This is a genomic window from Roseburia rectibacter, assembly GCF_014287515.2.
Lineage (GTDB): Bacteria > Bacillota > Clostridia > Lachnospirales > Lachnospiraceae > Roseburia > Roseburia rectibacter.
This window is the reverse complement of sequence record NZ_CP092473.1, coordinates 2208986-2232086: the sequence shown is the minus strand read 5'-3', so window position 1 is coordinate 2232086 and position 23101 is coordinate 2208986. Positions and strand designations below refer to the sequence as shown.

General features: G+C 40.9%; 15 protein-coding genes. 12 read left to right on the top strand and 3 right to left on the bottom strand.

Annotated features, from left to right (window positions below):
• Nucleotides 1-150: 150 nt before the first annotated feature.
• Together H8S51_RS10560 and H8S51_RS10555 are read right to left on the bottom strand one after the other, a co-directional pair.
• Nucleotides 151-1584, bottom strand: a complete 1434-nt coding sequence (locus H8S51_RS10560; RefSeq protein WP_186898738.1) for a serine hydrolase domain-containing protein — start codon at nucleotides 1582-1584, stop codon at nucleotides 151-153.
• A gap of 46 nt (nucleotides 1585-1630) precedes the next feature.
• On the bottom strand, nucleotides 1631-3898 hold the full coding sequence (locus H8S51_RS10555; protein ID WP_186898739.1) for a helix-turn-helix domain-containing protein: 2268 nt from the start codon (nucleotides 3896-3898) through the stop codon (nucleotides 1631-1633).
• A 253-nt stretch (nucleotides 3899-4151) separates the two neighbouring features.
• Between H8S51_RS10555 and H8S51_RS10550 the strand changes: the two genes are divergently transcribed.
• From H8S51_RS10550 to H8S51_RS10500, 11 genes are all read left to right on the top strand, one after another.
• Nucleotides 4152-5750, top strand: coding sequence for an extracellular solute-binding protein (locus tag H8S51_RS10550; RefSeq protein ID WP_022112705.1), 1599 nt, complete (start codon nucleotides 4152-4154; stop codon nucleotides 5748-5750).
• Between the two features lie 117 nt (nucleotides 5751-5867).
• Entirely contained in the window at nucleotides 5868-6833 is a 966-nt protein-coding gene (locus H8S51_RS10545) for an ABC transporter permease (protein WP_006856019.1), read from the top strand.
• A gap of 15 nt (nucleotides 6834-6848) precedes the next feature.
• A complete protein-coding gene (locus tag H8S51_RS10540) occupies nucleotides 6849-7691 on the top strand; it encodes a carbohydrate ABC transporter permease (RefSeq protein ID WP_006856020.1) in 843 nt (280 codons plus the stop codon).
• A gap of 15 nt (nucleotides 7692-7706) precedes the next feature.
• Nucleotides 7707-8393 (top strand): rhamnogalacturonan acetylesterase, encoded by a 687-nt coding sequence (locus tag H8S51_RS10535; RefSeq protein ID WP_186898740.1) that lies wholly within the window; start codon nucleotides 7707-7709, stop codon nucleotides 8391-8393.
• 57 nt (nucleotides 8394-8450) lie between these two features.
• Nucleotides 8451-10031 (top strand): glycoside hydrolase family 43 protein, encoded by a 1581-nt coding sequence (locus H8S51_RS10530; protein WP_186898741.1) that lies wholly within the window; start codon nucleotides 8451-8453, stop codon nucleotides 10029-10031.
• Nucleotides 10032-10034: 3 nt separating this feature from the next.
• Nucleotides 10035-11927, top strand: a complete 1893-nt coding sequence (locus tag H8S51_RS10525; RefSeq protein ID WP_186898742.1) for a family 43 glycosylhydrolase — start codon at nucleotides 10035-10037, stop codon at nucleotides 11925-11927.
• A 32-nt stretch (nucleotides 11928-11959) separates the two neighbouring features.
• Nucleotides 11960-12598 carry a hypothetical protein gene (locus tag H8S51_RS10520; protein WP_186898743.1) on the top strand — a complete coding sequence of 213 codons (639 nt, stop codon included), beginning with the start codon at nucleotides 11960-11962 and terminating at the stop codon, nucleotides 12596-12598.
• Between the two features lie 14 nt (nucleotides 12599-12612).
• Nucleotides 12613-14169: a glycoside hydrolase family 28 protein gene (locus H8S51_RS10515; RefSeq protein WP_186898744.1), complete on the top strand. Its 1557-nt coding sequence runs from the start codon at nucleotides 12613-12615 to the stop codon at nucleotides 14167-14169.
• A gap of 19 nt (nucleotides 14170-14188) precedes the next feature.
• Entirely contained in the window at nucleotides 14189-15031 is an 843-nt protein-coding gene (locus tag H8S51_RS10510) for a sugar phosphate isomerase/epimerase family protein (RefSeq protein ID WP_117921869.1), read from the top strand.
• Between the two features lie 104 nt (nucleotides 15032-15135).
• The gene (locus H8S51_RS10505) at nucleotides 15136-16398 is read left to right on the top strand and encodes a fibronectin type III domain-containing protein (RefSeq protein WP_117921870.1); all 1263 of its coding nucleotides are present in this window, start codon (nucleotides 15136-15138) and stop codon (nucleotides 16396-16398) included.
• 184 nt (nucleotides 16399-16582) lie between these two features.
• The gene (locus H8S51_RS10500) at nucleotides 16583-22153 is read left to right on the top strand and encodes a carbohydrate binding domain-containing protein (RefSeq protein WP_186898745.1); all 5571 of its coding nucleotides are present in this window, start codon (nucleotides 16583-16585) and stop codon (nucleotides 22151-22153) included.
• 183 nt (nucleotides 22154-22336) lie between these two features.
• Here H8S51_RS10500 and rpmB read toward each other — a convergent pair whose 3' ends face one another.
• Complete coding sequence (gene rpmB, locus H8S51_RS10495) at nucleotides 22337-22522, bottom strand: 50S ribosomal protein L28 (RefSeq protein WP_006856028.1); 186 nt, start codon at nucleotides 22520-22522, stop codon at nucleotides 22337-22339.
• Between the two features lie 206 nt (nucleotides 22523-22728).
• Here rpmB and H8S51_RS10490 point away from each other — a divergent pair, with 206 nt between their 5' ends.
• Nucleotides 22729-23088: an Asp23/Gls24 family envelope stress response protein gene (locus tag H8S51_RS10490; protein WP_015560583.1), complete on the top strand. Its 360-nt coding sequence runs from the start codon at nucleotides 22729-22731 to the stop codon at nucleotides 23086-23088.
• Nucleotides 23089-23101 lie beyond the last annotated feature (13 nt).

Genomic DNA, 23101 nt, shown 5'->3' with positions numbered 1-23101 from the left:
GTAAAACAAGATTTCCTAATTTTCTCCCAAAGTCACAAAATTAGTTACGGCTTTGTGAAATCTGCCAGCCGCTAAGTTGCGAATCACCTTTTGACACCCGAATCTTATTAAGAAAATGTAGGTATAACATAGTTTTACCTGCAGTTCTAGCTAGCCAATCGTCCCGAACAGATGTCCCTGAAACTCCCCAAACAAACTTTCTTCCTGTTTCTTCATAAACACTGTCACATCAGATTCCCCAAACACCACCTCAAAATGGACACTTCCCACAAATGCATCCATAATATGCGCCCGCACATACAAAGTATTCTCCGATACCCAGATACCGCTGGCGGCATATTTCTGATCATAGATTGGAAACTGTCCGCAGACAAGTTTTCCGAAACCAAAATGGATCGAGCATGTCTGGTCATGCAGTGTAAATGTAAAACATCCCTCATCATTTGTAAAATCCACCGTAAAATCCGCAAACTCACCGTCATTTTTTTCAAACACATATCGCTTTCCTAAGATATGCGAAACAGCGGGAGCTGTGCTTGATCCGTTGTCCAGAGGTGAAATCGCAAGGGAAGAGAGCACAGAAAGAAGCTCTGTATGCGATTTTTGATCCTCCGGGAGTGGATTTGCCTGTATGTAAGGAAGAATCTCGTCATACAGAGCATCATAAATCAGTTGATTTCCACCCGCAAGTCCCTGTGTGTCCGCAGTAGTGACAAAGAGCAGATCATAATCCGGAAGGTAATGGATAAACTGACCACCCATGCCATAGCAGACAAAACCATTCTTTTCACTGCGCCAGATCTGGTATCCATAGCCACAGGCTTCACTTGGAAGGGGAGCTGTTATGCGGGTATCGGAGAGATATGAGGCAGCTGTTTTGATATAAGAAGCTGGAACGAGCTGTTTTCCGTTAATATTTCCATTATGAGCTAAAAGATAACCGAATTTTAAAAGGTCAGATGGAAGTGCAACAAGACCACTGCCACCCATGGAGATACCAAAGGGATCGGTCAACATATAGGACTCGCTTGATAATTCCAGAACGGACAGTTTTTGTTTCAGGTAATCGAGCATTGACATTCCGGAAAGCCGTTCTACGAGTGCACAGAGTGTATGTGCAGAGGAAGTGTCATAATGAAAGAGCTTTCCTGACGGATGAGTTGGCGGTACTGTAAAGAAACTTTCTACCCAGTCATTTTTCATATTGACTTTATAAGTTGTGGATGCATGACAGGTACGCATCATGAGCATGTCGCGGATCGTCATTTCTGCGATCCATGGATGTACATTAGATGGAACTTTATCCGGAAAATATCTGACAATGGGATCATCGAGAGATAATTTTCCCTCTGCTTCTAACAGACCGATCGCAATGGAAGTAAAACTTTTACTGATGGAAAACATGCGATGCAGGGTATCTTTTTGGTAGGGAGCATAATAGCCTTCAGCAATCAGGGTATCATGCCGCATCAGAAGAAAACTATGCATGGGAATCTGTTTTTTCTGTAAACGTTCCAGAAATTTAAGAAGGCATCTGGAAGGGATGCCAACACTTTCTGGAGAATCTTTTTTGAAATCAAACATTGTATACTCCATTTCTGCGTTAATTTACGCTGTTATTGTTTTTAATTTAAGACTGAACACCGAAACTGCTCGGTGTAACGCCAAATTTTTTCTTAAATGCACGCCGGAAAGAAGTCTGGTTATTATATCCAACTTCCAATGCAATCTCATTGATGCCGGATTCACCTTTTTCAATCAGATGGGCTGCTTCTGTAAGGCGCAGATCTTCCAGATAAACGGAAAAGTTTACGTTCATATTTTCCTTAAACATATGAGAAAAATAACTTTCTGATATATGAAACTCATCAGATATCTTACTTAAACAGAGAGCCGGATTTTTATAATTTTCACGGATATAAGTTACAATACTGTCGATCAGGTTATTTTTCTCGGACTTTGATGCAAAGAAATCACACAGCCTGATGCTGATATCTTCACAGAGACGGAAGGTAAGCTCATCCTGTGAAAGCAGGGTGTCGATTTCCATGATCTCCGGGGTAATTTCTCCGGTGTAGGTAAATCGAGCTTTCAATAAGGTATTGCGGATGTCGGTAAGTAAAAAGCGCAATAACTGGAACGGAAGGGAACGTTCTTCAATATTTTCCTGATGGATCAGGTTAAAAATCTCGATCACCTGCGTCTTATTGCCTCCGGTAATGGAGCGGATCAGACGGGTTGAAAATTCTGCCGGATAGTAATAAACATGCGAATCTTTTTTTAACATTTCATATGGAAGGAAAATATAGTTCTTGCTGGTATAGCCGGCTGCATCTTTCGCCTGCTGGTAGGATTCCCAGATGTTGGTAAAGGAACAGGAAAGACCTATTCCGGCAAAAAACCAGATTGAATATTCTTCTAACAGCTCACTGTGAAATTTTAAAACCTTTTCCTGAAGAGAGATCAGCATTTTGTCTGGTTTTTCATGAAAAGGAATCAGTAAAGTGTAAATATGTTTCTTTGGCGAACAAAGATATAAATTGTTCTCGTAGGAAAAATATCTTGCTAAGAGATTTGTTATGATATCTTTTGCGTTTTCAGAACTATCGGAAGCTGTATTTTCATTCGGAAAAGTATCAATGGTAGGATCATTTTCATAAGTTACACCATATAAAACATAATAGTGAAGCGAGGAATCCTCTAAATGCAGATAATTCTGGATAAATGCAAATTCATCAGGGGTAGTAATAACACCACTCATCAGCTGTCTTAAATAATTGTCATATAAAACTGGACGGATCGCAGCGGCTTCCTCGATCAGCTGCGTATTTGCGTGCAGTGTTTCCTTAAGCTGGCCGTCTAAGTGAAGAATCGGGCGCATATTGTTACGGACTAAAATAAATATCATGATAAGTCCACCGACAACTGCTGCAAAAAGGATGAACAGGAAAATAATCTGATAGTCGGACGGATAAATAGATTCCGGCTGTACCAGATAAAAAGTCCAGTCATTTGTTTTTGAAGCCATTCGCATGATATGGGTGTCGTCGTGAATACAGGTATTATTGCCATCGTAAGATAAGGATAATACAGATTCTGCAAGCGTGGATAAATTGTCCTCAGAAGACTGAAACTCATCTCCACAAAGGGAAAATACCGGCTGGTTTTGATCATCAACTGCAAGAATGTAACCGGTATCACCTAATGAGACACCATTGAAAATTTTGCGAAAAGTCTGTTCACTAATATGAAATGCCACAGTGGCAGGAATATCTTTGTAGGTCAGAACATCCATATTCAAAACATAAAGATAAGCGTTATCACTTTCCGGAAGCATAAAATCGGAAAGAGGATAAATCGCGGCATCTTTTGTAAGATTATTGTTAAGCAGATCATGCCATTCATTAAAATTAGCCCCGGAAGATAAATAGTTTCTTATATAATAGAGCTGTTCTGAATTGAAAGTGTTTACACTGATAATATAGCCACTGTTTCTCAGATAAACAAAATATGTACTAAATGGAAGTTCATTGTAGGAATACATATAAGAAGCAAGAGACTGCTTCATGGCAAGACCGGACAAGTAGAAATCATTATCGTCAGTGGACGTCATGGTAGCAAGACGGTATAGTTTTGTATTCATACTGAGCTGTCTGGTAATAGAGTCCATGGTGGTAAAATTATTATCTAAAAGAGATACAGCGCTTTCAAAGGTAGACTGATCCTGATCCCAGAAATCCTGTTCGGAACGTGTTGTTGAAACGCGGTGGAGATATACCATCAGAAGTAAAATGATAAGCAAAAAGACACTGTATGTGACAGCAAAGCGAATCATAAGAAAAGTAGTGGATTCATTTTTTGCTGTGGTATCTGATGTGTGATTCAAATTTATTCTCATAGGTGATAAATGTCCTTTTTGGATGTATTTTAATCGTACTTTTTTTATTTTATCATAATATGGGAAAATTACAACAGAAACCGAAAAAACCAGTAAAATCAATGGGTTGCGAGGCACAAAAACAAATTTTGTACCCCCTGTCAAATATTGTTTCTTGCTGAAAATCCCATAAGATGGTAATGTATGAACAAGACATGAAAGCACTTACATCAGAGCAGTGTCGAAACAAATTTTTCCTAATAAGGAGGTTCTTATGAAAAAGAAGGTAGTATCAGTCCTTATGGCTGCCGCTATGGTAGCTGGTATGGCAGGATGCGGTTCCAGCAATACTGGTAACGCAGGAACAACAAATTCAAATGCTTCTACTAATAATGAAGCAACCACAGAAAGCGGTGATGCTTCCGCAAGCACAGCAACCGATTCTGATGTTGAGAAACCAGAAGAAATCACCATTATGGTAGATGGAACTGTTTTCACACAGGAAAACGGACAGGCAGAGTTCATTGCCAAATTAGAGGATCTTCTTGGAATGAAGATCAATGTGATCCAGCCGGATCATGATGCTTACTACGATGTAGTAGGACAGACAGTTGCAAGTGGTGACTGGCCAGATGTTATGATCTTATCTTCAACCTATTATGCAGGTTATGCAGAGCAGGGAGTTCTGTGGGATATGACAGACGCTTATGCATCTTCTGATTTAAAAACAAGACAGGATGCATACGGCAGCACAGGAGTTATCGATGGTGTAAGACTTGATGGTAAGTTATACGGTATGCCTGCAGCTCGTGGTAACGGATGTGTTACATATGTTAAGAAAGCATGGTTAGACAACTGCGGACTTGATGTTCCGACAAACTATGATGAGTATCTTGCAATGCTCGAAGCATTTACAACCGGTGACCCGGATGGAAATGGTGTAAACGGAGATACCTACGGTGTATCTGCTGCTGGTTTCATCGGAACAGAGGCTCCATATACAAACTACTTACCAGAGTTCTATCAGGATGCAAACCCAAGCTTCTATAAAGCAGAAGACGGAACATGGAAAGATGGATTCACAGAGGATTCTATGAAGAGCGCACTTGAGAGAATGGCAGCTGCTTACAAAGAGGGCGTGATTGATCCTACCACATTAACAAATGGTACATCTGACTGCCGTAACAAATTCTATGATGACAGCTTTGGTGTATTTACTTACTGGGCAGGTACCTGGGCAACCAACTTAAAGACAAACCTTGAAGCAAACGGTAAAGACGGTGAGTTAGTAGCATTACCTCCGATCGCTGAAGTAGGTCAGTACCTTGACCGTGTTCCACCAGTATGGTGCATCACATCTGCATGCGAGAACCCGGAAGGCGTATTCAAATACTTCATCGAGCCGATGCAGGATGGCGGAGACGTTCAGTTCTTATGGACATACGGTGTAGAAGGCATTCACTGGTCAACAGCAGCAGAGACATTATTTGCTGGAACAGAGAACGAGAAAACTTATGCTGATGGTGAATTCCATATGTTAGAGAACCGTGAGAAAGAGGGTACACAGTACACCAAAGCTCACATCGATCCAATGCTTGCTTTAGTTGAGCTTGCTAACGATCCTCAGGAAGAATCTGTAGCAGCAGAAGCAAAAGAGTCTGCGCAGTTATTCAATGATAACTGCAAAGCTGCTGATCTTGTTCCTACAACAGATGAGATGAGCGAGTACAACGGTGATTTAACAACATTAAAGAACGAGCTGATCGCAAAAGTTGTTATGGGTGAGATTACAGTTGATGATGCATATGCACAGTTTGAGTCAAATCACGGTGCAGAGTGGTCACAGGCAATCGTTGATTCTTTAAACAAATAATAAAACTTTCCGGTAAACGGAACTAAGAACTATGATCTGTGCCCTGACTGCGGATATCCGCAGCCGGCACAGATCATGGATCACAAATTCATGTTTGATTGAAAAGGAAGAACAGATATGAGAAAAAGTAATGAAAAATCAGCCGTAACGGCTACAACCGGTGGAAAGAAGAACCACCTGGCAGCAAAAATCTATAAATACAGAGGATTCTATCTGATGTTTCTTCCTGTATTAATTTTTGCATTAATATTCTTTTATTTGCCAATGCTTGGAATCCGTTTCGCATTTACCGATTATAACGGAATCAAAGAGGCAAGTTTTGTTGGTCTCAAAAATTTTCAGAAAATGTTTTCCATGCCAAATTTCTGGACGGCATTCTGGAATACCTTACAGATTAGTATTATAAAATTGTTTTTGACAACAGCAGCAGCTGTTATTGTTTCTATCTTTTTAAATGAGATTGCAAATATTCATTTTAAAAAGATCGTGCAGACAATTATTTATCTGCCACACTTTATGTCATGGGTAGTTACCGCATCCGTCTTTACTTTGATCCTGGCACCGACAGCAGAAGGTCTTGTAAATACATTCCTGATCAACGCTGGTGTACTTGATTCCGGAATTTATTTCCTGGGGGATTCAAAATGGTGGAGACTTGCGTACTATATCATTAATATTTGGAAAGAAACCGGTTGGCAGACCGTTATCTTTATGGCTACGCTTGCCGGAATAAATACAGAGCTTTATGAAGCTGCAGCAATGGATGGTGCAGGACGCTGGGGCAAGATGAGATATATCACATTCCCGGCATTACAGAATACGATCCTTACTGTTTTAATCTTAAACCTTGCAAAGGTTATGAACCTGTTCGAGTCCGCATTTGTAATGCAGAACGATGCTGTTTTAGGTACAGCAAACGTACTTGAAACTTATATTTACTATCAGACCTTCAACAGTGGTGCGATTCCAAATTACGGTTATACGACAGCCGTTGGTCTGTTCAAATCTCTGGTTGGTTGTGTACTGGTACTGTTCTGCAATCACTTAAGCAAGAAAGTACGTGATGGACGCGGAATCGTCTAGGAAGGAGCAGCAGATATGAAAAGCAAGAAAAAAATAGAAGTTTTCCCGATCGTAAACGGGTTAATATTTATTATCTTAAGTTTACTGATTATCATCCCGATGTGGAAAGTATTAGTTGACTCATTCGATTTAAAAACCGCATATGGTATGAAATTATGGCCGGAGGAATTTGGCCTTGCAGGATACATTTCCGTATTCAAAAACCCGACGCTGTCCCATCCGTTAATGATTTCTGTAATCACGACGATTGCAGGTACGATCATCGCCTTGATCTTATCTACATTTGGTGCATATGTATTGATCCAGTGGGATATGCCGGGACGTAACTTATTTGCAAACTTATTACTATTCACTATGATTTTCCAGGGTGGTATGATCCCTACCTACCTCGTATTAAAATCATTACATTTAACCAATACCATCTGGGTCGTTATCTTATTCCCGGCACTGAACGTGTATAACCTGGTATTGATGAGGAACTTCTTCGAAGGTATTCCTGCCAGCCTGTTTGAGTCGGCAACACTTGACGGATGTACTCCGATGCAGACATTTATCCGTATCGTACTTCCGATGTCAAAAGCTGCGTTAGCATCTATCGGTCTTATGTTTGCCGTTACATACTGGAACGACTATACACATTACAAACTTTATATTACAGATTCAAATCTTTATAACTTCCAGATGAAGTTAAGAAGTATCATCATGGGTAGTGATCTTCCGCAGGCAAATGGCGGTGCAACTGAGAACACCGTAAAGAATGCAGCAATCATTGTTATCATCATTCCATTCATGATCGTATATCCGTTCTTACAGAAATACTTTGTAAAAGGTGTAAATATCGGAGCTGTAAAAGAATAAGGAGGAAATGTTTGTATGGCGACTATTTTCTGGGCTGGAGATTCTACCGTACAATACAATGACATTCTTACATTTCCGCAGACCGGCATAGGACAGGTGATGAACCTGTTCCTAAAGCCGGAGGTGCGGGTGGAGAACCATGCCAAAAACGGCAGAAGCACAAAGAGCTTTATCGATGAGTCGAGACTGACACCGATTTATGACAGGATAACCGCAGGAGATTTTCTTTTTATCCAGTTTGGACATAATGATGAGAAAAAGAATGATCCACAGCGGTATACAGATCCACATTCGGATTACATGGTGAATCTGGAGAAATTTGTAAATGCAGCAAGAAACAAAGGGGCATGGCCGGTTTTTATTACACCGCTTGAGCGCAGATGTTTTATTGATGAGGAACATTTAGATATCGGGGAACATACCGATTATGTGGCGGCAATGAAACAGACGGCTGAAAATTTAAATGTTCCGCTGATCGATCTTTACAGTATGAGCCGCGCAGAAATGCGAAAGGCTGGAGCTGAAAAAACCAAAGAATGGTACATGCATCTGCCGGCAGGTGTCTATCCGTCCCATATGGACGGGCTGACCGACAATACGCATCTGAAATATATGGGTGCAGTTGTCTACGCGGGATGTATAGCGAGAGGTTTAAAAGAACTTGGCGGTATCTATAGTGATTTATTAGTGGCTTGGGAGTGATCCCTTGCCATTTTTGTATCAGGAAATAAAACCAGTATTTAGGAGGATTTTAAAGTTATGTCATTGTTATGGAAATCAGATCAGGAAGATGGGACTTATAAAAATCCGATACTTTTTGCAGATTATTCCGATCCGGATGTGATACGCGTAGGGAATACCTATTATATGACGGCATCCAGCTTTAACTATGTGCCGGGACTGCCGATCTTAACATCAAAAGATCTGGTAAACTGGGAACTGAAAAATTATGCGATCGAAAAGATCGATGAGCCGGGCTATGATCTGCCGCAGCATGCAAAGGGCGTATGGGCACCTGCGATCCGTTACCATGAGGGATATTTTTATATTTACTACGGAATGCCGGATGAGGGCATCTACATGGTGCGCACAAAAGACGCACTTGGAATCTGGGAAAAACCGGTACTTGTGTTAGCCGGAAAAGGTCTGATCGATTCCTGCCCGTTCTGGGATGAGGATGGAAATGCATATATCATCCATGGTTATGCGAAGAGCCGTATTGGATTTAAGAGTCATCTTGGCATATTCCCGATGTCATGGGATGGAACAAAGGCAACAGGGGAGGATCATATTCTCTACTGTGGACTTAAGACACAGCCGACGATTGAGGGACCTAAAGTATATAAACAAAATGGATATTATTATATTTTTGCCCCGGCAGGCGGTGTAAAAACCGGCTGGCAGGTTATTTTGCGTTCGAAAAATATTTACGGGCCTTATGAAGAAAAAAATGTGCTTCATCAGGGCAACAGTATCATAAATGGACCACATCAGGGGGCTCTGGTGGATACAGTGAATGGAGATGAATGGTTCATTCATTTTCAGGACAGAGGACTTTACGGACGAATCGTCCATATGCAGCCGGTTACATGGGAAAATGACTGGCCGGTTATGGGGATCAACGCAGTGGATGGCTGTGGGGAGCCATGTATCATCCATAAAAAACCAAATACCGGAATCACGGAGACACCTTGTTATCTTGCGGCGGGAGATGACTTTTCATCGGAAAAAATCGGCTTGCAGTGGCAGTGGCTTGGCAATCCGAAGGATGATTTCTATTCTTTGAAAGAGAGAAAGGGATTTTTGAGATTATACTGTAAAAATCCATCAGGGAAAGTGGAGCCGATCCTCTGGGAGTGTTCGAATGTGCTGACGGAAAAACTGGTCTGCCCATATTTTGAGGCATCTGCCTGTGTTGACATTTCTGCCCTGTCTGAACAGGAGCAGGCAGGAATGGTTATGATGGGCGGTCACTATGCATACCTCGCAGTCCGCGTAATCAGAGGTCAGAAACGTCTGATTCTTGGAAAATCCTATGACAGTGAGGATGGAATGCGCGAGAAGGCAGAGCAGCTTTTGGTACTGCCGGAGGGACAGGAACAAGTTTATCTGATCTTTGCGATGCGCGAGGGAGATAACGGCAGTGCATTCCATTGTTATTATTCATTGACTGATGATACAGATAGTGCATCATGGACGGAAGTGAGAGCAGAGTTTACACCGTCTGATCATACCTGGGTAGGTGCGAAGATAGGGCTGTTTGCGAATGTCATCGGGGAAAAGGAACTGGGAGGCTATGGAGATTTCGAGTATCTGCATGTAGAGGCACTGGAAGATTAGATTATGGGACTTCAAAAAGAATTAGAAGCAAAAAATTTAGATGGTGTGATCCGTGAACTGACAGAAAATCCATCCTGCATTGATGATGTGACGGAAAAAGGTGTACCGCTTGCTTTGTATGCAGCGGAACTTGGAGATTTTTCTATTGTAAAGTATATTGTCGAATATTCCAGAGCAAGTATGAATACGGTGGATGAAAATCATAGAAATATTCTGCATTATGCAGCGGCGTCCGGTAATCTGGAAATGAACCGTTACCTTGTGGAAAAAGTTGGAATGGATATTACGGCAGGAGATGGTAAATGTGTGACACCGTATCAGATTGCATATGAAAGAAAAGATGAGAAACTTCTTTCTTACTATAAAGAACGAACAGGTGCATCTTATGAGGGGATGTATCATAATCCGATACGCTGTGGAATGTTCCCGGACCCGTCTATTGTGCGTGTCGGGGAAGATTATTATATGGTGAATTCATCATTCATATTTTTCCCCTGTATCCCGGTTTCGCACTCGAGGGATCTGATACACTGGGAGATCATCGGTCATGCGATCACAGATCCACAGTGGGCGGCACTGGATGAACTGGAAGGCGGCAGAGGCTACTGGGCACCGGATATTTCTTATGATAATGGAAAATTTTATGTCACGGCAACCTACCGCCTGAATGACACAGGCACTGTGTACCGTAAACAGATCGTGGTAAGCTCAGATAGACCGGAGGGACCGTACAGTAAACCGGCGGTCATTGATGAGGATGGAATTGATCCGTCTATCTTTCACGAGAATGGCAGACACTATATGCTGCTAAACCGTGGGGCGAGGATTTTAGAACTGAATGATGACTGCACAAAGCAGATCTCTGAGGCAAAATTGTTGTATTACGGAGATCAGAAACGTGCGCCGGAAGGACCACATCTGTTGAAAAAAGACGGTTATTATTATCTGTTTTTGGCAGAAGGAGGAACCGGAATGGGGCACAGGATTTCGGTTGCGAGAAGTAAGACGCTTATGGGAAATTATGAACCGTGTCCATACAACCCGATCATGCGGCAGATGGATGAGGGGGCAGCGATCCAGAGATGTGGTCATGGAAAGCCGGTCTGCACACAGAACGGGGAGTGGTATATGGTATATCTCTGCGGCAGGATGATCGGAGATGGTTACAGTATGCTTGGCAGGGAGACGGCACTTGATCCGGTAAGCTGGACAGCGGATGGCTGGCCGGTCGTAAATGGATTAAAAGGTCCTTCTGTTTTGCAGAAAAGACCGGACCTTCCGGTGTGGATGCCGGAAGAAGAGCCGGATATTGGCTGGAACCCAAAATGGATGACACCACGTGCACCGGAGCCGGAAGGAATCCGTTTTCTCTCATCAGGAATCCGTATCAAAGGGAGCTGTTTTCCACTCAGAGATGTGGCTGCTAAAAATATTTTATTGCAGAGACAGACTTCGTTTTGTTTTACTGCGGAAACGGAACTTGTGATACCGGAACTTACAGGTGGTCAGGAAGCAGGTTTAGTCTGTTATTATGACGAAAATACATGGGTGTGTCTTGCAGTCTGCAGGGAAAATTCTTATTATATCCAGGTAAAAGAACATATTGGGGATAAAGATGTTCTGCATGAGAGACAGATGCTTCCATGTGATTGTTCAGGGAAAAAGATCAGCCTGAAAGTGGAAACAGAGTATTTAAAGCGGCGTTTTACTTACCGGCTGCAGGGGGAAGAAAAACATATAGCAGCAGAGATTGCGAATGTTTATTATCTATGCGATGAAGGAATTCATATGGGTAAGCGCTTTACCGGGGCAATGACAGGTATTTATGCGGTTGCCGGAGAACACAAATTGTATGCAGATTTTTTAAATTTTATTTATCAGGATATCGAAGCATAAAAAAGTCAGTATCAGAAAAACGAGGGAGACAAATGGAAACAAAAAGACAGGAAGATATCAGAAAACTTATGCAGATGCCGGAAGAGGCGATTGCTTCTCTGAATGAATCAGAGGCAGACCGGCTCGGAAGACTAGCAGTCATGTTTTATAAAGAAACAGGAGATGGAGTATATAAGGAGAAAGCAGAACAGATCCGTGCAGCGCAGGGCGAATTGCCGGAGGATATCTGTGCCATGCCTTTTTTTATGGAATATGAAACGGTATGTGGGAAAAAAGAGCGGTACAATAAGATCGTTGACCGGATGGAAGATGAGGCGTCAACCGGATTTGCCGATGCAAAAGCAAGAAATGCATATTTAGCAGCCCTGGTGGATGTGATTGATGGGATCAGTTTTGAGATTTATGAAAAATACCGGACTTTGACCGCAGTTTATAAACGCGTATTAAAGGATGCGTTAGCTGAGGGAGAAGAAACAACGGAACTCACCTATGCCATATTAAAGGGCTGCAATATTGGAATTTTGCTGAAAGAAAAATATGCAGAAACAGGTGCTTTAATGGCAGGGCATCTGAAAAATACGGGCATGGCAGATCAGACGGAATATCTGTCAGACATTACAGCAAGAACAATGGAACAATATGATCTGCTTGCGATGGAACAGTCGGAATAGGGAGGAAAAGAGTCATGGAAGTAAAACTGATTATGAAATCTGCCCGCAATGCGGTCATTGAAATTGCAGATGGTGGAATTTACAATACAAAAGAAACATATCATGTTCTGCTGAACGGTGAAGAGGTATTTTCAACGGATACGGTTATAAATTCATTGTTTGATTTAAAACCGCAGACTTCCTATGAGGTTTCTGTAAGAACAGCAGGTGGTACCGAACTAGGAACGGTATCGTTTGTTACAGCATATGAATTTGTCACATTAAATGTCCGTGATTTTGGTGCCACAGGCGATGGAAAACAGGATGATACGAAGTTTATACAGGCAGCGATCCTAGCCTGTCCGAAGGAAAGCCGTGTGCTTATTCCAAAGGGAAGCTATCGCATTACCAGTCTGTTTTTAAAAAGTAATCTGCGCCTTGAGCTTGCAAAGGGAGCAGAACTTATCGCAGATACAGACAGGGCGGCCTATCCGAAATTTCCTGGTATGATTGAAAGTTATGATGAACAGGGGGAATATAATTTAGGAACATGGGAAGGAAATCCATTACCGATGTTTGCCGGCATCATCACCGGACTGGATGTAGAAAATGTATTGATCTACGGAAGAGGAACGATAAATGGCAATGCTTCAAAAGAAAACTGGTGGAAAAATCCGAAAGTCATGGTAGGAGCATTCCGACCGCGTCTGTTTTTCTTAAGCCATTGTCAGAATGTGACACTTTGTGGTGTAACTTTCAAGAACAGTCCGTCCTGGACACTGCATCCGTATTTTTCAGATAACCTGAAATTCTACGGACTTACGATCAACAATCCAAGCGATTCGCCAAATACGGATGGCCTGGATCCTGAATCATGCAAAAATGTAGATATTGTCGGTGTGAAATTCTCACTTGGAGATGACTGCATAGCAGTTAAGTCTGGTAAGATCTATATGGGAAAGAAATATAAGACACCTTCTGAAAATATCCATATCAGACAATGCCTGATGGAAAATGGTCATGGTGCAGTAACAGTCGGAAGTGAGATGGCTGGCGGTGTCAAAAATCTGGTCGTGGAAGAATGCCGGTTTTACGATACAGACCGGGGACTACGTATCAAGACACGCAGAGGACGGGGAAAAGATGCCGTTTTAGATCAGATTATTTTCCGGAAAATCGATATGGATCAGGTTATGACGCCGTTTGTGATAAACTGTTTTTATTTCTGTGATCCGGACGGCAAGACCGAGTTTGTCCAGAGCCGTGAAAAAATGCCGGTAGATGATGGTACACCTGCGATCTTAAGACTTGATTTTGAGGATATTAAAGCCCAAAATTGTCATGTGGCAGCTGCATATTTTGATGGACTGCCGGAACAGAAAATTGAGCAGATCATTATGAAAAATATTACAGTGACATATGCTAAGAATCCGAAATCCGGCGTTCCTGCCATGTCTTCCGGTGTGGAAGAGTGTACAAAGAAGGGAATCTTTGCGCGCAACATCAAAGAACTGGTATTAGAAAACGTGGAAATAGAGGGACAGGATGGAGAACTTCTTGTTACAGAGGGAATTGACCATTTCGTGCAGTAGAACAGAAAGAGGAAAACATATGCAGTTAGGAATACGTTTACATGATATCAAAAAAGCACCACTTGAGGAGCGCCTTGCAATCGCAAAGGAGCAGGGGTTTTTGTGCGGACATCTGGCACTCTCAAAAGTAATCACGGAATATCCGGTGGATGATGGGGCACTGACTCCGGGGTATGCAATGTACTTGAAAAAAATATTTGCAAAAAACGATCTTGATATTGCCGTACTGGGATGTTATTTAAACCTTGCAAATCCAGATGAAGGACAGCTTGCAAAGATCACACACCGTTATCTGGCGCATATTCGGTTTGCATCACTGCTTGGCGTCGGGGTAGTCGGAACAGAGACAGGTGCTGTCAACGAGGCATATAAGTTTGAGGAAAAAAATCACTCGGATGAGGCGCTGGATATTTTTATACAGAATGTGAAACCGGTGATTTCCTATGCAGAAAAAATGGGCGTTATTTTTGCAATCGAGCCGGTGTGGAAACATATCGTATGCAATCCGAAGAGAGCGCGGAAAGTGCTTGATGAGATCGCGTCTCCAAATCTTCAGATCATTTTTGATCCGGTCAATCTTTTGGATATCAGTAATTATCAGAACAGGGATGCGATCATAGAAGAAGCGATAGAGCTGCTTGGAGATGATATTGCAATGGTCCATATGAAAGATTTTGTGGTGCAGGATGGGAAACTGGTGTCAGTCGCTGCAGGAACAGGTGAGATGAACTATGAGAAGATTATTCGTTTCATTAAGGAGAGAAAGCCGTATATACATGTGACGCTTGAAAATACAACGCCGGAGAATGCAGTACAGTCTAAAGAATATATTCAGGGATTGTATGATTCGTGCCGGATTTAAAAGAAGTTTTTTAGAAAAAATCAGGCTGGGAAGAAAGTAGGATTGTATTCCTGTGATATAAGATGTAAAATAAGATTAATAATATAAAAAAGAGGAGAATAAAAATGTTAAGAAAACAGACAAAAAAAATTTTATTTGTTATGCTGTTTGCGCTGACATTAGTTCTTGCCGGAAGAGTTGATGCGAATGCACAGACTGCTGCACCGGCAGGCGTGAAACAGGTAAAAGCGGGCAGCAGCTCTGTAACAGTACAGTGGGATGCTGTTATGCAGAATGATATTTATTATTATTATCGTATCAGCAATGATTCAAGTTTTAACAGCAGTAAAAGCGAGCGGAACTATGATGAATCAGAAAGCTATATTTCAGGTCTTTCTGCGGGAAAGAGTTATTACGTCCAGATTGGAACATCAGCAACACATTCTGGTTCGACTGTGCCGGCCGATGTGACGTGGTCGAAGGCGATTGAAGTTGTAACAGCTCCAGCGCAGGTTGCATCGAGTTCAGTAAAACAGAGTGGTGCAGGTACGACATCCATTTCATTGACCTGGCCGGCTTCTTCCGGTGCAAACTGTTATAAGATCGATTATTATTTAAATAATGCATCGCAGCGTACAGCATCAGAAGTTATCTCCCAAAATAACAATGTAAAAATTACCGGATTAAAAAAGAACAACCGTTATTGTGGACATGTTTATGCAGGAAGAACAAGCAGTACAGGCTTTACAGCTTATGCAGGTTCTGGCAGTTACTATTATGATGTAAAAGTTAAACCAACGAAGATCACCGGAGTAGAAAATACCGTATTTTATTCATATATAAATACTGCATATATAGAATGGAATCCTTCTAATTCCGCGAGTGGATATGAATATATTCTTTATGATAATTCCGGAAAGAAAATATTAAGTAATACAACGACTTCTAAACGCCTTGATATTTCTACCAATAAGATCAAGAAAACACAGTTTTACCGTATCAAAGTAAGAGGTTATGTCAATTTAAATAATAACAAAAAGGCTTATGGTGCATGGTCTGACACATTATATTTTGCAAAGGCACCATACAAGAATTTAAAATTAAAATCATCCGGAAAGAAAATTTCTGCAAACTGGAATAAAGTGACAGGAGCAACAAGTTATACGGTATATGTTTCCAATAAGGAAAAGAGCGGATATAAAAAAGTCGGTACCTATAACAGTAAGAAAACAAGTGTTACGATTAAAAAATATGGAAAAGCTGCTTTGAAATCAGGTAAAACATATTACGTAAAAGTTGTCGCTGAAAAGAAAGTGAAAATCAATAAGAAATATAAAACCTTTAAGAGTACCTTATATTATGAAGGAAAAAGTATCAAAGTAAAATAAGAGAATGAATAAAGAAAAGCACCTGAAAATTCAGATCTGAATTTTCGGGTGTTTTTTTCGAAATAAAAAGTAAAAAAAAGAAACCATTTTGAAAAATGGAGAATTGTTTCTGGCATCATTGTATTTTTTAATAAAAATAAGGTTGCAAGGGGGATTTGCACCTAAAAAGAAGAGAAGGAGTATAATGATGAAAAACAGGAAACTAACCAGAATTATCGCAATTACGTTGACGGCAACTGTGGCTGCAACATCTGTGATGCCGTGCGGGACGGTATTAGGGGCGCAGAATGATCCGGTCACAGAAGAGGCAGCACAAACAACGGAGAGTGTGCAGGAATCAGAAGTATCAGAATCGGAAATATCAGAAGCTGAGACATCAGAAAACGAGACAGAGAGTCAGACAGGAACCGAAGCTGGCACCGAAAAAGAAATCAATACGGAGATTAATACGGAAACAGGGACAGAGACAGAGACAGAAATCGGCATGGAGACAGAAAACGATGCTGAGATAGAGACAGAAATTGAGACAGAACAGATAGAATTAGAAAGTTCAGATTTCCCCCAGATTGGTTCTAAAGTTACAAAAAATACGGTAGACTGCGAAACAAAAGAAACAAAGAGTACAGACTGGGAACTGGTCTGGAGTGATGAATTTAATGAAGATTCGCTAGATCTGACAAAATGGGATTATCAGTCTGGTGATGGCAGTGATTATGGAGTTGCCGGATGGGGAAATGCTGAGAAAGAATATTATACAAAAGGAGAAAATATCTCTTTTGAAGATGGACATCTTGTGATTACGGCAAGAAAAGAAAACAGAGGAAGCTCCACTTATACCTCTGCGAAATTATGGACAAAAGGAAATGATTATTATAACGGAACTGCAAAAGAGCCGTTATATGCAAAAAAATATGGTCGTATTGAGGCAAAAATGTCTCTTCCGGAAGGTACCGGATACTGGCCGGCATTCTGGATGATGCCGCTGGATGACGCTTATGGTGGATGGGCTTCGTCCGGTGAGATCGATATTATGGAGGCAAGAGGACGTGTTACGGGAAGTGTTGACGGTACGATACATTTTGGTAATTCATGGCCGAATAATAAATCACGTGGAGGACACTATGATACGACGATCGATCCTTCCTTTAATTTTACACAGGAGCATGAATATGCGTTAGAATGGACACCGGGTAAGATCAGCTGGTTCGTAGATGATCAGTGCTACAAGACCATTACCAACTGGTATTCTATTGGTTCAGATAATAAAGAAAACTTTACTTATCCGGCTCCGTTTGACCAGGAATTTTATATCATGTTAAACCTGGCAGTGGGTGGCAATTACGACAGTGGCAATCTGGATGACATTGATGGCGGACAGATGAAAGTAGACTATGTGCGTGTCTATGATCTGCTGGATGCAAATGGAGAAATCCATGATTATTCTGAGGATGAAAAAACTGTTGAATCAGAGGCGGCGCAGGCTGGCGGATTAGAAGGCGGTATTGTCGGAAAAACTAATTTCTTAAGCGGTGATCTGACAAAGGCAAGAAAAATTACTGAACATGCAGAGGGAATCGAAGGCTGGTATCTGCAGAATGGCACAGGAGGTGCAGCGAATGTGACTGCTGCCGAGGGTGGTGCTAAGGTAAGCATCAGTTCTGCCGGAGAAAATGGGTACTCTGTGCAGCTGATGCATCAGTTTCCATTGACATATGGATATGAATATGAATTAAAATTTGATGCAAAAGCAGATGAAGCACGCAGTATCACGGCACAGGCTGGCGATTTTACCTATAATTTCCTTGGAAGCTGGACAAAATACAGCGATGCTTTTACCGTTCCATTGACGACCGAATGGAAAACTTATACCTATAAGTTCGACATGAAAGAATTTAACGATGACTATGCACGTCTGGAATTAAACCTTGGTTTGACGTCCACGGCCGGAGTTTATATCAGAAATGCATCATTGGTTGCAACCGGACTTTATCAGGGAATCACAGAAGATGGAGATAAGGAACCGACAAAGGGTGGAGAACACATTTATAACGGAACCTTTGATCAGGGAAATAATAAAGATGCAGGTGGTGCCTATACAAGATTAAAATTTTGGAATGTAAAAGGTAATGCAGCTGCAAACGTTGATACACAGCGTAAACTGGTACTTGGATCTGGAACAGATGAAAATGCTGGCATAGAACAGACAGGGATTTCTCTGCTTGGAAAAGATCGTTATGAACTTACTTTCGATGCTGCTGCATTTTCAGGTGATAGTATCAGAGTGCAGGTGAAGGGAGCAAATGGCACAGAGTATATTTCTGAAACGGTGGATCTGACTTCGGACATGCAAAAGAAAAAAGTATCTTTTACAGTGCCGGAAAATGTATCTGACAAAACAGGAAGTGTATCATTTATAGTTGGGAATGATGGTAAGAAAATACATATAGATAATATATCCCTGAAACGTCTGACAAATTATAACGTGGATTACAGCCAGATAAAAGTATATCCGATTGAAAATGGTGATTTTGCAGGATGTAGTGGAAATGATTTAAAAGGATGGAGTACTTATGGTAATCCGGCTGTTGATGTGGCAGATGGCGTGTGTACGGTAACTGCAGTTCCAAGTGGAAATGTATGGGATAAAATGCTGATTGCCGATGCCATGCAGATGGAAGAGGGAATGACGTATGAACTGCATTTTGAACAGAAAGCAGAACGTGCGGGAGAAACATACACTGCTAAAATAGAAACGACAGATGGAAGTTATACAGTTATTACCGAAAAACAGTGTAAGACGACAACTGACTGGACAAACGAGGATATTACGTTTACCTGTAACAGTTCCGGTGTGATGGAGTTTAAATATCTGCTTGCGCAGGTATCAGGTGAGTGCAAAATTTCATTTCGTAATGTGAAACTTAATGTTTCGAATGCGCCGATTTTGCAGATGCCGTTCTTCTATAAAAATGGTGTAGCAAAAGCAGAGCAGGATATTGTATTTCAGATGCATCCTGCAAGTGGTACAGGGGATGCATGGAAAGCAGTAGAAAAAACAGTTACAGTTGATGGAAAACAGGTGGAAGCTGTATTTGATGATACTACGATGACAATTCCGGCTGGAACTATTTCAGAGGAAGGAAAATATAAAATTAAAATTTCAGCTTCCGGATTTGATCTTTGTGAGTGGAATCTTGAGGTATTTCCAGCAGGAAAAAATCTGGTTTTGAATGGTAATTTTTCAAAAGGAACAGCATCATGGGCAGACAGCTATTTTAACGAGGGGGAAGGATATCCTGCGGGAAAGCTCAGCGTAACAGAATCGAAAGAAGCGAAAATTGAGTATAAATGGGCTCAGAATTTCTGGGATCTTCAGTTGATACAAAAAAATATTCCGGTAAAAAAAGGTGTTGAATATAAGATTACCTTTGATGCTCGTGCAACAGTGGACCGTCCGGTCAGCCTTCAGATTGCAGGTGGACTTACAACCTATAAACTGGGAAGCAGATATCATAAATACACCCGTTATTTTACTGCACCGGAAAATAATGCGGAAATAGCATTCATGCTTGGAAATGTGGCGATGGGCAGTCTGATCACACCATCTGATGAACATACAGTTTATTTTGATAATATTTGTATAGAAGAAATGGGTGCGGAAGATGCACTGACGCGGATTCCTGAAGTTGAATCCGCAGGAAGTGTCAAGCTGACACAGGATGCAGTATTGAACCTGGTTGGTGTCAATGATGCATGGAATGCTGCAGAAAAGACAGTTTATGTGAATGGAACCGCTGTGGAAAAACAAAACAGCAAGTTTGATGATGATAAAATTACTATTTCCGGTAGTGTATTTCACCAGACAGGAAACTATGAGATCGTAATAAAAGCAGATGGATTTTCAGATACAAATCTTGCATTTTTGCAGATCACAAGCGCCGATATTCAGGAATACATGACGAATGGTGATTTCTCGGAAGGCGAAAAGAATTGGAAATTCTGGGCAGGTGGTGAGCCGGAATCTGCCAGCGTCCGTTATGTGGGCGGTCAGGCAGAAATCAATATGCTTTATCCGTGGAAAAACCAGTTTGGTGTTTATGATTCCTGGGGAATCCAGTTATCGCAGAATGTTCTTGTTTCTAAAGATACAGAATATGTTTTAAAATTTAAGGCAAAGTCCGAGATAAATAAAAAACTTGATGTTGATATCAGCGGACAGAAATTCGGTTTTAATATGACAGGAGATGAACAGGAGTTTACATGTCAGTTTAAGGCAAATGATGCAAAAGCTACAGTTGGATTCTTCTTTGGGGCATGCGATGAGAATACGCCGGAAAATACAAAAATGTGGCTTAAGGATGTGTCTCTTACAAAGGTTGGCGATGAGACACTCGATGGTGTCTGTAGCTATCAGGTAGAACATTATCTTCAGAAAAATGGAAGTTATGTGTTATATGAAAAGGCACATGGAGCAGCCAAGGCAGATACCATGGTGGATGCACAAAAAGATGGACTGTGCAGAAATTATGAAGGATATACGTTTGCACCTGGAGTGAATGGTAGTGTTGTATCAGGGAAAGCCTCAGATAAACTGGTAATAAAGCTGTTCTATAAGCCGAATAAATATCAGATTCAATATGTGATGAATCTTGATGCAGACGTAAAAAATCCGAATCCGGATGCTTATACTTATGGCAAAATGGTCGGGTTGAAAGCGCCTTCCTGTGATACAAATGAATTTTTGGGATGGTATCTTGATCCTGAATATACAGTTCTGGTAGAGAATATCGAAGCTAATATGACAGGTGATGTTGTTCTTTATGCGAAGTGGAAGGATAGAGAAAATGTAGATCCGGAGAAACCAGGAGATAAAAAACCGGATGAAAACACGCCGGATATAAAGAAGCCAGATGAAAAAACACCAGATACGAAGATACCAGATGAAAAGACACCAGATACAAAAAAGCCGGATGAAAAAGCACCAGACTCACAGGACTCAGGAAATGCAGCGGTAACAGCCATATCTTTGAATAAAACGAAAGTTACTTTAAATAAAGGGAAAAAGTTTACGCTGACAGCAAAAATAACACCGGAAAATGCAGCAAATAAAAAGGTGGTATTCCGTTCAGGTAACAAAAAGGTTGCAACCGTAAATGCCAAAGGCGTGATTAAGGCGGTCGGAAAAGGTAAGACAAAAATTACAGTAAAAACGCCAGACGGTAAAAAAACAGCAGTTTGTACTGTTACAGTTAAAATTCCGTCTAAAAAAGTAACCCTGAATGTCAAAGAGATTTATGTGGTAAAAGGGAAAAAAATAAGCCTTAAAGCAACCATGAATCCAATTGACTGTACCGATAAAATTAAGTGGAGCAGTTCCAAAAAATCAGTGGCAACCGTAAAAAATGGAAAAGTAACAGCTAAAAAGACCGGCACTGCAGTCATCACAGCTAAGACGACGAGCGGCAAAAAAGTAACATGTAAGGTACATGTTGTAAAGAAAGCCAAAAAATCGACGTCAATCAAATTAAATAAAAAACAGCTGACCATGAAGACTGGCGGCAGATATGAACTTAAGGCAAAAGTAAAACCGTTTAATTCAACGGATATCGTAAAATGGAAGAGTTCAAATAAAAAGATTGCAACGGTAGACCAGTTTGGAACTGTAAAAGCAAAGAAAGCTGGAAAGGTAAAAATTACAGCAACTACGTCCAGTGGAAAAAAGGTTACCTGTGTGATAAAGGTAAAGAAAAAATAAAGACAGGAATTTGATCTTTTAAAGGAAAGAGGGATGACAGATATGAAATGCCATCCCTTTTTTGAGTCTTCGTATTTAATTTATAGAACATTATTTTATGTAATAGAGAATTTCAACGAAATTTCCTATTACATAAAAAAACTGCCATATCAAATTTGATATGACAGCTTTTTTACTGTTCAATTAAGCTCTTTCAACTTTGCCGGATTTCAAACAGGAAGCACATACATATAATTTCTTAGGTGTTCCGTTTACTTTACAGCTCACACGCTTGATGTTTGATTTCCACATTCTATTTGATCTTCTATGAGAATGGCTGACATTATTTCCGAAATGAGCGCCCTTTCCACAAACTGCACATTTTGCCATAGTTTTGCACCTCCTTGTAATTCACTAAGTCTGCCTGTACTATCAGACTCACAACATGTTTATTCTAACAGATTCATTTTTATATTGCAAGTAAATTTTAAAAAAAATATTAAAAATAGTAAACAGGACTAGGAATTTTGGTAAAAAGCGGTTATAATAGACAATAAACTAGCGTTAATATGGCTTTGAAAGGAGCAGGAACGTATATGAATGGACATATGGATACCCAGTTGGGAAGAGTTTCAATAGACCCGGAAGTGATTGCAACCTATGCAGGATCTGTAGCTGTAGAGTGCTTTGGAATCGTAGGTATGGCTGCAGTTAACATGAAAGATGGTCTGGTGAAGTTACTGAAAAAAGATTATTTGACACATGGTATTAATGTAGCGATTGACGAGGATAATAAGATTACGATCGATTTTCACGTGATCGTATCCTACGGCGTCAGCATCAGTACGGTTTCCGATAATTTAATAGAGACGGTAAGATATAAAGTAGAAGAGTTTACCGGACTGGAAATCAAAAAAATTAACATTTACGTTGAAGGCGTGCGTGTAATTGATTAAGGAGGACATAGAA

Coding starts and splice junctions, on each gene's coding strand:
- H8S51_RS10560 (WP_186898738.1), bottom strand. CDS start 1,584: ATGTTTGATTTCAAAAAAGATTCTCCAGAAAGTGTTGGCATCCCTTCC.
- H8S51_RS10555 (WP_186898739.1), bottom strand. CDS start 3,898: ATGAGAATAAATTTGAATCACACATCAGATACCACAGCAAAAAATGAA.
- H8S51_RS10550 (WP_022112705.1), top strand. CDS start 4,152: ATGAAAAAGAAGGTAGTATCAGTCCTTATGGCTGCCGCTATGGTAGCT.
- H8S51_RS10545 (WP_006856019.1), top strand. CDS start 5,868: ATGAGAAAAAGTAATGAAAAATCAGCCGTAACGGCTACAACCGGTGGA.
- H8S51_RS10540 (WP_006856020.1), top strand. CDS start 6,849: ATGAAAAGCAAGAAAAAAATAGAAGTTTTCCCGATCGTAAACGGGTTA.
- H8S51_RS10535 (WP_186898740.1), top strand. CDS start 7,707: ATGGCGACTATTTTCTGGGCTGGAGATTCTACCGTACAATACAATGAC.
- H8S51_RS10530 (WP_186898741.1), top strand. CDS start 8,451: ATGTCATTGTTATGGAAATCAGATCAGGAAGATGGGACTTATAAAAAT.
- H8S51_RS10525 (WP_186898742.1), top strand. CDS start 10,035: ATGGGACTTCAAAAAGAATTAGAAGCAAAAAATTTAGATGGTGTGATC.
- H8S51_RS10520 (WP_186898743.1), top strand. CDS start 11,960: ATGGAAACAAAAAGACAGGAAGATATCAGAAAACTTATGCAGATGCCG.
- H8S51_RS10515 (WP_186898744.1), top strand. CDS start 12,613: ATGGAAGTAAAACTGATTATGAAATCTGCCCGCAATGCGGTCATTGAA.
- H8S51_RS10510 (WP_117921869.1), top strand. CDS start 14,189: ATGCAGTTAGGAATACGTTTACATGATATCAAAAAAGCACCACTTGAG.
- H8S51_RS10505 (WP_117921870.1), top strand. CDS start 15,136: ATGTTAAGAAAACAGACAAAAAAAATTTTATTTGTTATGCTGTTTGCG.
- H8S51_RS10500 (WP_186898745.1), top strand. CDS start 16,583: ATGATGAAAAACAGGAAACTAACCAGAATTATCGCAATTACGTTGACG.
- rpmB (WP_006856028.1), bottom strand. CDS start 22,522: ATGGCAAAATGTGCAGTTTGTGGAAAGGGCGCTCATTTCGGAAATAAT.
- H8S51_RS10490 (WP_015560583.1), top strand. CDS start 22,729: ATGAATGGACATATGGATACCCAGTTGGGAAGAGTTTCAATAGACCCG.